This window comes from Campylobacter sp. LMG 7929 (assembly GCF_024723595.1).
Taxonomy (GTDB): domain Bacteria; phylum Campylobacterota; class Campylobacteria; order Campylobacterales; family Campylobacteraceae; genus Campylobacter_D.
The window spans coordinates 136,487-148,810 of the sequence record NZ_JANQCY010000003.1; the positions used below are offsets into that span (position 1 = coordinate 136,487).

15 protein-coding genes and 1 tRNA gene are annotated in these 12,324 nt (G+C 26.9%); 6 read left to right on the forward strand and 10 right to left on the reverse strand.

The window, feature by feature from the left end:
- Positions 1–200 precede the first annotated feature (200 nt).
- Positions 201–2,423, reverse strand: coding sequence for a flagellar hook-associated protein FlgL (gene flgL / locus CAMP5118_RS02430; RefSeq protein WP_337216530.1), 2,223 nt, complete (start codon positions 2,421–2,423; stop codon positions 201–203).
- A gap of 157 nt (positions 2,424–2,580) precedes the next feature.
- On the opposite strand from flgL, the gene CAMP5118_RS02435 reads away from it, so the two are divergent.
- Together CAMP5118_RS02435 and CAMP5118_RS02440 are read left to right on the forward strand one after the other, a co-directional pair.
- A tRNA-Leu gene (locus CAMP5118_RS02435) sits at positions 2,581–2,667 on the forward strand.
- A 192-nt stretch (positions 2,668–2,859) separates the two neighbouring features.
- Positions 2,860–4,038 carry a tyrosine-type recombinase/integrase gene (locus tag CAMP5118_RS02440; protein ID WP_047208317.1) on the forward strand — a complete coding sequence of 393 codons (1,179 nt, stop codon included), beginning with the start codon at positions 2,860–2,862 and terminating at the stop codon, positions 4,036–4,038.
- On the opposite strand, the gene CAMP5118_RS02445 is transcribed toward CAMP5118_RS02440, so the two are convergent.
- The 9 genes from CAMP5118_RS02445 to CAMP5118_RS02485 form a co-directional block, all read right to left on the reverse strand.
- Entirely contained in the window at positions 4,031–4,216 is a 186-nt protein-coding gene (locus CAMP5118_RS02445; protein ID WP_012661534.1) for a helix-turn-helix transcriptional regulator, read from the reverse strand. The two genes, CAMP5118_RS02440 and CAMP5118_RS02445, sit on opposite strands and share 8 nt — an antisense overlap.
- A gap of 1 nt (position 4,217) precedes the next feature.
- Entirely contained in the window at positions 4,218–4,574 is a 357-nt protein-coding gene (locus CAMP5118_RS02450) for a hypothetical protein (RefSeq protein ID WP_337216531.1), read from the reverse strand.
- A 15-nt stretch (positions 4,575–4,589) separates the two neighbouring features.
- Positions 4,590–4,796, reverse strand: coding sequence for a hypothetical protein (locus CAMP5118_RS02455; RefSeq protein WP_240388396.1), 207 nt, complete (start codon positions 4,794–4,796; stop codon positions 4,590–4,592).
- Positions 4,780–5,154, reverse strand: coding sequence for a hypothetical protein (locus tag CAMP5118_RS02460; protein ID WP_047208322.1), 375 nt, complete (start codon positions 5,152–5,154; stop codon positions 4,780–4,782). The genes CAMP5118_RS02455 and CAMP5118_RS02460 overlap by 17 nt, the downstream gene beginning before the upstream one ends.
- Complete coding sequence (locus CAMP5118_RS02465) at positions 5,151–6,017, reverse strand: hypothetical protein (RefSeq protein WP_263659865.1); 867 nt, start codon at positions 6,015–6,017, stop codon at positions 5,151–5,153. The genes CAMP5118_RS02460 and CAMP5118_RS02465 overlap by 4 nt, the downstream gene beginning before the upstream one ends.
- 19 nt (positions 6,018–6,036) lie before the next feature.
- On the reverse strand, positions 6,037–6,195 hold the full coding sequence (locus CAMP5118_RS02470) for a hypothetical protein (protein WP_012661539.1): 159 nt from the start codon (positions 6,193–6,195) through the stop codon (positions 6,037–6,039).
- A gap of 2 nt (positions 6,196–6,197) precedes the next feature.
- A complete protein-coding gene (locus CAMP5118_RS02475) occupies positions 6,198–6,377 on the reverse strand; it encodes a hypothetical protein (RefSeq protein WP_257395779.1) in 180 nt (59 codons plus the stop codon).
- A 348-nt stretch (positions 6,378–6,725) separates the two neighbouring features.
- Entirely contained in the window at positions 6,726–7,025 is a 300-nt protein-coding gene (locus tag CAMP5118_RS02480) for a hypothetical protein (RefSeq protein WP_337216532.1), read from the reverse strand.
- Complete coding sequence (locus tag CAMP5118_RS02485) at positions 7,026–7,337, reverse strand: hypothetical protein (RefSeq protein ID WP_337216533.1); 312 nt, start codon at positions 7,335–7,337, stop codon at positions 7,026–7,028.
- A 293-nt stretch (positions 7,338–7,630) separates the two neighbouring features.
- On the opposite strand from CAMP5118_RS02485, the gene CAMP5118_RS02490 reads away from it, so the two are divergent.
- From CAMP5118_RS02490 to CAMP5118_RS02505, 4 genes are all read left to right on the forward strand, one after another.
- Positions 7,631–8,368 (forward strand): hypothetical protein, encoded by a 738-nt coding sequence (locus CAMP5118_RS02490; RefSeq protein ID WP_337216534.1) that lies wholly within the window; start codon positions 7,631–7,633, stop codon positions 8,366–8,368.
- Between the two features lie 234 nt (positions 8,369–8,602).
- Positions 8,603–9,460: a LexA family transcriptional regulator gene (locus CAMP5118_RS02495; RefSeq protein WP_337216535.1), complete on the forward strand. Its 858-nt coding sequence runs from the start codon at positions 8,603–8,605 to the stop codon at positions 9,458–9,460.
- A 1-nt stretch (position 9,461) separates the two neighbouring features.
- A complete protein-coding gene (locus CAMP5118_RS02500; RefSeq protein WP_257904293.1) occupies positions 9,462–10,118 on the forward strand; it encodes a DNA/RNA non-specific endonuclease in 657 nt (218 codons plus the stop codon).
- Positions 10,119–10,328: 210 nt separating this feature from the next.
- A complete protein-coding gene (locus tag CAMP5118_RS02505; RefSeq protein ID WP_337216536.1) occupies positions 10,329–12,194 on the forward strand; it encodes a P-loop NTPase fold protein in 1,866 nt (621 codons plus the stop codon).
- The last annotated feature ends 130 nt before the right edge of the window (positions 12,195–12,324 follow it).

A 12,324-nucleotide genomic window follows, 5' to 3' on the forward strand; every position in this document is an offset into this window, starting at 1 on the left:
AAAAGGATAAAATTTAGTCAATGAGCCAAATAAAAAATAGCTAAGTTTTGCTAAAGAGTATCCTATAATACTTACTAAAGTTTGATCAGGTATCAAAGCACTTAGACAAAAATAAAAAATAAAAACATTAGAAATGATAAAAATAGCTTCTTTTTTTATAACACATCCTTTTATAAAGAAAAAAGCTATTATATCAAAAATTATAAGTAGTTTAATAAACTCATTTGAGAAATTTTAGAAGTAGCTGAAAGCATAGCTTGATAAGAAACCATAGTTTGCATAAACATCATATATGTTTGCCCATAATCAGCATCAGTCACACCACTTTTTATAGAAGCAACATTAACATTTAAAAAAGTCATTCTTTTGTTTGTTTCTTCTATATTGTTAGTATAAGCTCCTATGGTTGTTTGCATTTTTCTAACATGATCTTGTAAATGATCAATCCTTTCTAATGCGCCTTGTAAACCTGTATTTCTAGGATCACTTCCTTCTGAATCAGCCCTCATGCTACCGTTTAAAACCGCATCTATCATCTCGTCCAAATCTTTAATCAAATCAATATTTGGATCATCGATAGTTAAAGAATTATTTGCACTAAATACAAAACCTGAACCATTGCTTACTTCTCCTGCTGGGGGAAAGCCGCTATTTGAATTTGAATCTTTAATGGTAAGACCTATATTTGTATTAGTTGAAAATTTATCAGTAATACTTATACGACCTTTATAGTCCATACTAACTTCAACAAAACCCTTAGAATCAGCTATGTCTTGCTGAATAGTTTGAAAATCATTATTATTAATAGTTCCGTTTGCATTTGGAGTAATAGTTGCTGTAGGAACATTATCGCTTGCAAACATACCTATAATATCATTTAACTGACCATAAGTAATATCTTCAGGTCTTGTTTGCATACCCACTGAGGTTCCAGTTGCTTCATTATATTGAGAATGAGTAATAGGAAAACTTATGGTTTGACCCGGATTATTTGGATCAGGATAACTTACAGTAGAATTTTCTAAATCAATAGTTACATTATATTTTTGACCACTTCTAGAAGTGATTTCCATTTGAAGTTGTTGGCCATCCATGCTACCATTAGCATTTGCAACGACTTCACTTAATTTTGTACTATCAGTAGCATACTCACTAGTGCCTTTAATCACTTGAGAAATATTTCCAAAAACAGTATTGCCATCTTTTTCAAAAGGCACATCAAAATCAGCTCCATTGGTTTTATTACCATTGATATTGCTTTTTATAAAGTCTGTTTTGTAAATATCAACAGTAAATTGCTTTCCATCTACTGTAATAGTTACTGGACTTTTAGTATTATTTAAATCTCCATTATGCGCTGCTTGCATAATACGGTTGGTAACTTCATCCATGCTGATACCTTCAGCTTTAGCAGCATCACTTAAATCTTTAATTTGCTCTGCGTCTTGAAGTTGTGGTGTCATGGCAACTGCATGAAAATCTAAAGAACTACTTCCTTCTTTTAAACTCTTTATTTCTATTTGGCCACTATCATTCAATGCAACCTTAACAACCTCATTTCCCTCTGTGTTTCCATATAGCTTTCCAATATTTTCTAAAACATCTTCAATTTTAGCATCAGGATCTATATTTAAAGTAGCTTTAAAACTTGTTCCATCAGGTCTAACGCCTTGAATATACATTGATGAGTGTGGAAAAGGAAGTTTCTCATCATAGCCATCTTCGAAATTTTTATCAGGATCAAGTTTGCCATTTTGAACATAATTTTGGCCTATTAAATACGAAAATTTAGACTCTCCTGTTAAATATTCTTTTTTATCTGGATAACGAGCATCAGTGAAAGAAACATTTGTTGAAATGATTTTATTTATATTTGAATCAGGTTTAAAAAATAAATCCCATCCAGGTATATTATAAGGAATTTGGGTGCCAGCACCACTAACTACAAAAATGTTATCTTTATTGCCAGTATAGTTTCCATATTTATCAAAAGGCATATTAGCGCTATTTGATCCTGCAAACAAATACTGCCCATTAATGCTAGTATTGGCAATATTTACAATAGAATCTCTCACAAGTTTAAGTTCTTTTGCTATAGCTTCTCTTGATTCTTGAGAGTTACCATCGCTTGCAGCTTTTGTTAAGAGTGTTTTAAATTTTTCCAAAAGTTCAGTGATATTTTTTAAAGCCGTATCTGTGTTTTTTGCTAATTCCATAGCTGATTGAGTTCCTTCAATTACCTGACCTATATTAGCTAGTTCATATTCTAATCTTGAACCATTAATATAAGTATTGGCATTTTCCCAAGAGTGCTGTATAAGTTGACCTGTTTGTAATTGCAAATTATATTTATTAAGTAAAGACTGGCCATCCGTGTAGTTTTGTATAGAAGTGTAGTAAGTATACTGGTTACTAATTCTCATTATCTTGCTCCGCAAATAAATTTTTTAATTATTTACAAGCAAAAAAAGTTCCAATTTTAAAGATATTTTAATTTACTATATAAATATTTTTATATTGCTTTAATTTTTTTTTAGTATAATTTTACATTCTATATTTTTAATCTAAAATCTTAAAAAAGCCCGAGTGGTGAAACTGGTAGACGCGCCAGACTCAAAATCTGGTAAGGGCAACCTTGTGTCGGTTCGAGTCCGACCTCGGGCACCATTTGTTTTTTACTCCCAAATGTTATTTTCCAATAAATTATCTTTAAAATCCTATATCTAAGGGATTATATAAACATTCTTTTTTATTCTATTTTGTTATTTTTTGTGTTAAAATATTGCAAAAAAAGTGGGTTACTTTTAAAAAAGTGGGCTACTAAATGGGTTACTTTTTACAATAATACAAAGAATAAAAATGGCAAAAATTAATAAACTTACAGATAGTTTCTTAAAAAGCGTAAAATGCGATAATGGTAAAAAATTTATAAAATTTAGTGATCCTAGTATAAAAGGATTATATGTTTTTGTTTATCCTAGTGGTAGAAAACTATTTAAAACAAGACAAGCTAATGATACTTATATAACACTTGGGGAATACCCCTTGCTTTCCCTAGCAGAGCTTAGAGAAATAGCCATAAATTCGCACAAACTAAAAGCCAAGGGTCAAAACATAAGCAATGCAAAAAGATTGAAATTTGGCGTATTATATGATGAAGTACTAGAAAATGCAAGAAAGAGTAATTTAGCAGCGAAAACAATCCAAAGAGGACTAAGCTACAAAGAAGGTATTTTTAAATCTTTAGAATATAAAAATATTAATGATATAAAAAGAGTAGATATTGTTAATATTTTAAAGACCATAGAGCATAAAAGCGCTACGCTTCAAAAAGCAAAGATATGGATAAATAAAGTATTTGAATATGCTTTGCAACTTGAGATCATAGAAAACAATCCCGTAGCTTCTATCAAAAATAATATTGTATTTAAAAAACCAAATCAGGTTATACACCAACCTACCCTATTAGATGAATCTGATATTAAAGAATATATAAATACTCTAATACATTCAGATATCAAACAAAGTCATAAAAATTTAATGCTTTTTGTGCTTTTAACAGCCCAAAGACCTGGCAATGTTATAAAAGCTACTTGGGATGAGATAGACTTTAAAAATGAAATTTGGACTATATCAGCTCAAAAAATGAAAATGCGTAAAGAGCATAATATAGCATTAAGCAAACAAGCTATAAGTATATTAAAAAATCAATATGCGATTAAAGTCAATGACTATGTTTTTGCTGGTTCTTCTAAAAAAGGATGTAATAGTGAAAATATCACATGCAATACCAATAAACGCTTAGGATATAAAGGAATTCAAAGCGCACATGGATTTCGTGCTATGTTTAGAAGCATTGCAAACGAAAAGCAATTGGAACATGGAGTAAGTATGGATATAGCAGAGCAATGCTTAGCTCATGAGCAAAAAAATGCAATATTGAAAGCTTACAATAGAAGTAAAAATATAGAATTAAAAAGAAGATTAATGCAGTGGTGGGGAGATTATATAGAAAAACTTGCAGGAAAGCTTAGCTAACCTTGCAATATTTTATCCAATCATCGATTTCTTTCTTTTCATACATTAAAACTTTTCCTACTCTAACACCCTTTGGAAAGTTATAAATGGCTTGATTTTTTCTCATTCTCATTTTTCTTATCCTATCAACGCTAAAACCCAAATACTGTGCAACTTCTTTTGTACTTAATAATTTCATATTAATCCTTTTTAATGTTTGTTTCTAAATTGAGTGATTTTATAATGGCTTTTTGCTCTTCATAACTTAAAGTATGCGCTAATAATACTTTGACATTCTCAAAATCAAAACTATTATAAGAAACTCTTGTATCTATAAGCTTTATACATATTCTTTTAAGCTCTACATCAAGCCAAGCCTCTATCTTCCAATAATGTCTAATTTCTTCTTCTAAAGAGTTACATCCATTAGAAAACGAAAGATCATTTCTCATAGAAAGAAATTCTTTAAGCATTTTTGATAATTGTTGTTTTATTTCTCCTAAGTGTTTTTCTATCAAATTTCTTTGATCTAAAAAATCTTTCATCATTTGTAACATGTAATATCCTTTTGTTTATTCCTCTTTATTTTCTTGATTAAAAAGATTAGGTTCTTTCATTTGCTCAAGCTCTCTTATGGCTGTTTTTAAATCTTCTTTATATTCTTTAATGGCTGAATTTAAAGCACTTCTTTCATACTCTGCGTGCTCTATAGCTTTATGTAAAGATACAATTTTCATAGATAGTTCTTTTAGATTATTTTGATTATCTATGTTTTCCATTTTTACTCCTTTTTATAATATTTTCAAGCATATCTATACCCCTTTGAAGTATTTGTTTTTCTTCTGTTGTTCTTGATTTAAGCTCATTAGTGTTTTTTGAGCAAATATCGTAAAATACAAAATCAATGCGTTTATAAAGTTTGATTTTTTTCTTGTATTCACATCTTAAGTCATTTTTGATACTTTCTTTGTTTCTTTCAAACAAATCTATAGCAAAAGGATTATCAAAATAAAAACACAGCATTCTTTCATTTGCACTATTGATAATCCTTGCTTCTTTCAAACTATATTTTAAGTCATTTTTTAAACATGCACGAGCTATTTCATTAGCTTCAATTATATGTGTTATGATACTCATGCAACATCCTTTAATGCATATGGTTTTATATCTTTTGTCCATCTTGGATTGATTAAATATTTTGTTTGTTTAATAAGTAATAGTTCTTTTGTAAAGCTATATGTTTTACCTAGTAAAGCTATAAAATCATATATAAAATCTAAAGCATCATGAATGTGTTTATGCTGTATGTATTTTAAAAATTTATAGTTTAGTTTGAAAGTTAATTCTAATCTTTTCCAGTCTTTAAATTCTTCTTTGATTTTTTCTTTGTGATAACTAGTCTGCTTTTCATACTTATCATAAATCAAAATTCTATCAAGATCAAAAAACTTACTATGCACCCCATTTACATAAAGAGATTTTTTATAAAAAACCATTTCGCCTTTGATTTTTTTATTTAAAGACAACTCATGCAAATGTTCTTCATATTTTCTCATAGAAGCACTTTCATCACAAAAATCACAAGCTATATCAAAACTATAAGCCTTAAACCTCTTAACCATTTTACTTAACACCTTATACACATCAGCTACCACACTTTTACTAGGCTGAAAAAGACCATTAAACTGTACTTCTACATAAAAGTCTTTTTTCTTTTTATTTTTTCTAGCAACTTCATGGGTGTCTTTTGAATTTTCTATCACTATTATGGTATTTGATAAACTTTTATTTCTAGGTTTGATGTTTATATACCTAACCTTAAACTCATAAAACTTATCTTTTGTTTTGATATTTTTAAACTTCTCTTTTGTGTATTTTTCTATAGCTTTATTGCGGTTTGTTTTTCTAAGCTTTGTGTGTAAATCATGTTTTTTAAGAAATTTATAAAATGCAAATTTTGGGATTACAAATTTGATACTATCATAGCCTATGTTTTGCATTTTATTCCTTTCTTTTTTGTTATTTTGCTACCTTATCAAAACCTTTTTTCATAACTAAAGATTTTGAATTTGCCTTTGTAAGTTTAAATCCCTTTGAGCTAAGCTCACTTATTAAACTTTCTATTTCTCTTGCTTTTTTAAATGCATCATTTTCTTTTTGTATGGGCTTAAAATTCATTACTATCCTTTCAATAATTCTTTTGCTTTTATCAAGAGTTTTTTTAAGTCATCTAGGTTAGATCTTAATTCATCCTCATCACACTCTTCCATGTAGTCAATTAAATCTAAGCATTCTTTGTTAATTAAAGCCAAAGCTCTTGCGTGCTCTATGGCTGTATTAATTTTTTCTTTAAAAGACATTTTCTTCCTTTTTATAGTGCATAAATGGAAGTTAAAAACCACCATAAAGGTGGTTACTCAAAATAAAGAAAGCTAATATGGCTTATAAGGGAGTTTAACTCCCATTTAAACACTACTTATGTCAAAACATAGAGCCTGCATTCAAAGTTATTTAAACTTTTGGTATTTTGACCATTTAACAAAGCTTTTTAAAAAAACCCACTTTCCCACCCGTCGCAGTGGAGTGTGATAAATAAAGAACACGCTAGCTTGATCACCAAGCTAGCTATAAGGAAATTCACTTAAAACCTAGTTTCAAGCTTTTAAAAACCTTTTAAGCACACTTAGAAAATGTGCTTAATGAGGTTTTCAAGCTACCTCATCAATTTCTTTTAAAAGTTCAGAAATCTCCTGTATAGTTTTTATTTTTTCTTCTACCAAAGCTGTAAATTTTTTATGCTTTAGTTTTAAATCTTTCAATCTCTTAGATAATCTCAAATCCTCATTCAAAAAACCAAGTCTTAAAAGTGCTTTTTCTACTTTAGAATTTGTTTTGCTTTTATTGCTAAGCCAAACCTTTAAAGTTTGATTTTTCAAATTGAGTTTTCTTTCTACTTCATCAAAAGTTTTTAACCCTAACTTTTCTTTAATTTTGTCATTAATACACATTCAATTACCCCTGTAATATTTTGGAATAATGGGTGTGGTAGTTCTATGTTGTGGCTGTGGTTTTACTATTTTTTCTTGATTTTCTGACATATTTACTTTCCTTTTTATGATTTGCACATCATGAACTATGATGGTTTCAAATAAACCATCACTAATAGCTTCTAGTTTTACAAAATCATGATCAAGTAAAAAATTCAAAGCTTCATTAAATTCACTTTCTTTTATGTTCATTCTTTTAAAAAGCGTGTCTTTTTTTATAGATTTTTCATTGCTGAGTATATTTGATATGGTGTTTGCGTATGCTCTTATCATTTTGTTTCCTTTATCTTTATGATTACAAACATAACCGATAAGATAGCTATAATCACACCAGCTATAATCCAATCTTGCATTATGTATCCTTTTTTATACTTAAGCAAAAAGTTTGTATTCTTTTTGCTAAAAAATAATTATTTTTATGTTTTAAAATTAATTATTTTGTGAAATTATAATTCATTTTGAATTAATTGTCAAGTCAAATTATAAATAATAACTCAAATTGATTTAATTTAACCTATAGTATCTTATATGATATAATTTCTAAAAACATAAAAAAAGGATTTAAAATGTCAAAAAAAAATATTTCATATGAAAATTATGAAAAGAATTTAAAGCTACAGCTTGAAAGCAAAAGAAAGGATTTAGATATTCAATTAACAAGTATAATTCCTGGGCAACTAGTTTTAGTAAGAACATATCTATGGTTTAGCACCTTGATTATCGCTAGTATTTTAACTATCTTTTCGAATAAAATTCAAAGTTTATATCCTAATGATTTTTGCTCATTACAAGCCTTTATGATTTTATTAATGATAGCAACCCTAGTCTCATGCGCATATTGTGTAATTTTATGTTTTAATACTGTTTTAAATGTTTCAAGTAAATCTTTTCCTGGAGATACATATGAAAAAATAGCCAATTTTGAAACAAATAAATCAGAACATGTTAATGGATTAAACGAAATGATAAGTGAAACTTTTGCTGCATATAAAGAAAATGACAAAATTATCCATAAAGCTGCAAAATCTTTAAGAAAGGCTTTTTACTGTAATTTTGCTAGTTTGATATTTTTTATTATTTTTATTATAATATTGGCAATTCATACAACGAAAGGAGGTGAAAAAATGGCTGATGATAAAGTTGAAAAGCCCAAAGCTTCAATGAACGGTAAACCCAATATAGTTCAAACTAGCAATGTATCTCGAGAACATTTACATCGAGAAAGAATTCAAGATAAAATATTTGAAAATGAGAATAAAACTCAACCAAAACCAGATCAAAATCAAACTAAAGATAAAAAATAAGGCGTAATTGCGCCTTATTTAAAATAAAATATAATATCCAAAAAAGAAAAACATAAATATAAACCAATACTCCATTTTCAAGCCATTAAAATATCATAATATAAATTTAATCTAAAACTTGGCATACTTTATGCTTAGGTTTTATCAAATGATTTATTTTTTTATATTGTTGGTAATATTATAATTCATTTTGAATTAATTGTCAAGTCAAATTATTTTTTTAAGGCGTCAATCATGGATTACAAGCAAACAATTAAAGTATTAAAAAAATTTGCTGATGTGGATACCATAAAAGAATTGAGTGATATACTTAATGTAAACTATGCCACTTTTAACACATGGGCTACTAGAAAAGAAATTCCTCTTAAGAGAATTAAAGAATTCTCAGAAAAACTTGGAATAGATATGAATTTAATTACAAATCCTGAAATGGATAATTATAAAGAATTAGTAGAAGAGTTAAAAACTTTTTTCAATGTAAAAAGTTTAGAAGAAGTAGCTGAAAAATTAGGATATAAAAAAAATAACGCAAACAATTGGCGCAACAATAAACAACTTTCTGCTCAAGCGCTTAAGAAATATTACGATTTAAAAAACAACAAAAAACATATAATTAAAACAAGTAATATAGAAAATATAGTTAAAATCAGATATTTTCCTAATGTTTACGCTAGTGCAGGTTTTGGAAACGATAACAGCGATGAAAACTTTCAAACTATATGTCTTGATAAAAATTTTTTAGTAGAAATATTAGGTATTCCTTACAAAACACAATATGATATGATAAAAATATTTGGCGACAGTATGGAACCTTTTATACAAAATGGAAGTTTTGTTATAGTTGATACTAGTAAAAATTCTCTCGATAAGATTAAAAATGCTGATGTGGCTATTTTTAGATACGATGGTGAATTATTTTGCAAACGCATAAGAAAAAATGTCCTTGATGATGAAATTATCATAAGTAGTGATAATATAGGTTTTGAAGACAAAAAAATTAAAAAATCTGCATTAAAAGACTATGTATTTTTAGGTGTTGTAATTTGCTCGTGTAACACTAAAATATTCTTAAATCAAATAGAAAGGGTTTAAAATGCTTAAAAAGATATTTTTATTAGCGTTATTTACTTCATTATCTTTTGCAAAGTACACACAATATAAACCGAGTGAAGATTTTGCAAAGTATTTTACTACACAAAATTGCTCTCAAGTTTTAGATAAATTTTATTATATTAATTGCTATGATTATAACTACAAAGGTACTAAAGCAGTAGCTTATAAATTAGAAGCAGATAATCTAAAAGGCGAACAAATCAAAAAGCGTCCGCGCTTTGAAGATGATACAAATATCCCTAAAAAATATCGTACCACTTGGAGTGATTATAAAAATAGTGGTTATGATAGAGGACATACCCTTTCTAATGCCTCTATGAGAAAAACTACTCAAGCTCAAAGAAGTACATTCTTAATGAGTAATATTACTCCGCAAAATCCACAAATTAATCAAAAAGTATGGAATAAGATTGAAAAAAGAGAAAGACAAGTGGCTTTAAAGCTTGGAGAAATTGAAGTTTTAAATTTGGTTAATTATGATAGCAACCCTCAAAGAATAAAAAATCAAATTGCTATTCCAAACTCTTATATCAAGATTATAAAAGGTAATAATTTTAAAGAATGCTATAAAGTTCCAAATTATAAAGTGGAAAGTGAGAATGTAAAACTATATAAAATACAATGTAACTTTCTTTAATTAAATAAGGAAAAAATGAAAATTGTAAAGAAAATGGATATCTTATCTTTGTTGTATATAATTTTGAGGTTTCTTACAATACTAAACAAATAACCACAAATGGTTTTTTGTTGGGTGTAGTTAGATTTACTTGGTATTTTTTATGTATTTTGTATTTATACCAAAAATATAAAATAGAATTTATAAATTAACGTTAAAAGATATTTTAAAATGATGAAGATTATTGCTGTATTATATTATATATCATCCGTAATTACTTTATACTGTTCTTTTGTTATTAAAAAATGCAAAAAAGAAAAAGTTGTAAGCGAAAATTATAAAGTTACAAAAACTAGTGAATATTTAATATCAAAAGAAAAACAATGTTTGGTTATTTTGGGGTCTTGGGGCTGTGGAAAAACATATTTTTGGAAACAAATAGAAAAAGAAATTACTTTAAACTTTAATAATAAAAAAGTTATCTATATAGATCTTTTTGGCAAAGAAAGCTATAAACAAGTAATAGAAGAAATAGTGGTAAGTTTACATGGAAATTATAATAATATTACAAAAAAAACTTTTAAAGGATTAGAAGGTTTAATTAAAGGTGCAAGTGGTGGTTTAATAAATATAGATAGTGATGTTATTTTTTCCTTTTTAAAAAAAGAAGATTTTGAAAAAATCATTGTATGTCTTGATAACATAGAAAGAAAATCTGACAATCTTCCTTTGAAAGAAATTTTAGGACTTGTAAATTTACTCAAAGAAGAAAAAGAATGTAATGTTGTTATGATTCTCAATAAAGATGAGTTAAAAAAACAAAATGACGATTCAGATAGTAATAAAGAGGATAAACAAGATACTAAAGACTGGTATCAAGAATACAAAGAAAAAGTTATTGATTGTGAATATACCATAAAAGACAATAACGAAATTGCCAAAGATATTATTATAGAAAAATTAAAAGTACAAGATAAAGCCTTAAAAGATGATTTAAAAAATATTATTTTTACACATTATAAAGAGCATTTAAATAACAACTTAAGGCTTTTACTAAAATCATTAGAACATATAAACCATTTCAACGATATATGTTTCATGAAATTTTACAATAAAGAAAATCATGATAATTTTGTACATATTATTTTAGAAAATCACTACTATTTAAATATAATACAAGCTATATTAGATTATTATATACCATCAAAAAACTTTCCTAGAAATGCTAATAGTATGTATATCATAACATCAAATTATATGAAAAACTTTTTTACTATAGATAAAGCAGATATAGAAAAAATAAATTATGATTTCACTAGTTGTCTTAAAAGCTCAATAAGTAAGCATTTTCGCGATATTTACAATATGCTTCATGATGAATACAATAATAGCAATGATATAAAGTGTAGTAAAGCAATAGAAGATCTTGCGAAAATGCTTTTACCTATTAAAGATAAATATTCTTGGGATATTTTTAAAGGAGAATTTTATTGTGAAGGATTTTTACAAATTGCTTATTTATATAAAAGAATGACTAATAAAAAACTAGATATTACAGATGAAATCATAAAATTTTTTATTAAAAGCAATGGTAATTCAATTCCTTTCAAAAGTAATAGTAATTTAACTTCTTTTAAAAGATTACGAACACTGATTGCTATTCAGCCTAAATATGCAGAATTTTACGAAAATACTAGAAAATTTCACAAAACAGATCATAGAAGAGAAATGATATTTGAATATCATAAAGAACCTGACTTTGAAAACTTTCATAATCCTCAAATAGATAATTTTAATACTTATACACATCAATCTATCATTGATTGTTTTAAAAACAACAATCAATTTTACAAGGATTTTATTTATTTTTTTAGCCTTCCAATTAATGAATCTACGGAAGATTCTAAAAATTGTATTAGTATATCCAATTATAAAAAATACTTAAAAATAATAGATTCAAATAATCTATTTCGAGCATTTAATGATTTTATTAATCAAAATGAATATAAAGTTAAAAAGAAACTTTTAATAAAAAATAGAACTAAAATTAAAAAATGCGTTTTATCAGAACTATTACTCACTCATTCAACTCCTTAATTTTTTCTATATTGATCTCACATTGCTTATAGTGATAAAAAAGCTCACTATAAGCTTTTAATATATCTTTTTCATCTTGCACTATAGGTTTATGCGCTCTATCAAATTCTAAAAGCTCATTTGGTATTTG

Coding starts and splice junctions, on each gene's coding strand:
- CAMP5118_RS02445 (WP_012661534.1), bottom strand. CDS start 4,216: ATGAAATTATTAAGTACAAAAGAAGTTGCACAGTATTTGGGTTTTAGC.
- CAMP5118_RS02500 (WP_257904293.1), top strand. CDS start 9,462: ATGCTTAAAAAGATATTTTTATTAGCGTTATTTACTTCATTATCTTTT.
- CAMP5118_RS02475 (WP_257395779.1), bottom strand. CDS start 6,377: ATGTCTTTTAAAGAAAAAATTAATACAGCCATAGAGCACGCAAGAGCT.
- CAMP5118_RS02465 (WP_263659865.1), bottom strand. CDS start 6,017: ATGCAAAACATAGGCTATGATAGTATCAAATTTGTAATCCCAAAATTT.
- CAMP5118_RS02480 (WP_337216532.1), bottom strand. CDS start 7,025: ATGTGTATTAATGACAAAATTAAAGAAAAGTTAGGGTTAAAAACTTTT.
- flgL (WP_337216530.1), bottom strand. CDS start 2,423: ATGAGAATTAGTAACCAGTATACTTACTACACTTCTATACAAAACTAC.
- CAMP5118_RS02485 (WP_337216533.1), bottom strand. CDS start 7,337: ATGATAAGAGCATACGCAAACACCATATCAAATATACTCAGCAATGAA.
- CAMP5118_RS02455 (WP_240388396.1), bottom strand. CDS start 4,796: ATGGAAAACATAGATAATCAAAATAATCTAAAAGAACTATCTATGAAA.
- CAMP5118_RS02450 (WP_337216531.1), bottom strand. CDS start 4,574: ATGTTACAAATGATGAAAGATTTTTTAGATCAAAGAAATTTGATAGAA.
- CAMP5118_RS02495 (WP_337216535.1), top strand. CDS start 8,603: ATGGATTACAAGCAAACAATTAAAGTATTAAAAAAATTTGCTGATGTG.
- CAMP5118_RS02440 (WP_047208317.1), top strand. CDS start 2,860: ATGGCAAAAATTAATAAACTTACAGATAGTTTCTTAAAAAGCGTAAAA.
- CAMP5118_RS02470 (WP_012661539.1), bottom strand. CDS start 6,195: ATGAATTTTAAGCCCATACAAAAAGAAAATGATGCATTTAAAAAAGCA.
- CAMP5118_RS02460 (WP_047208322.1), bottom strand. CDS start 5,154: ATGAGTATCATAACACATATAATTGAAGCTAATGAAATAGCTCGTGCA.
- CAMP5118_RS02505 (WP_337216536.1), top strand. CDS start 10,329: ATGATGAAGATTATTGCTGTATTATATTATATATCATCCGTAATTACT.
- CAMP5118_RS02490 (WP_337216534.1), top strand. CDS start 7,631: ATGTCAAAAAAAAATATTTCATATGAAAATTATGAAAAGAATTTAAAG.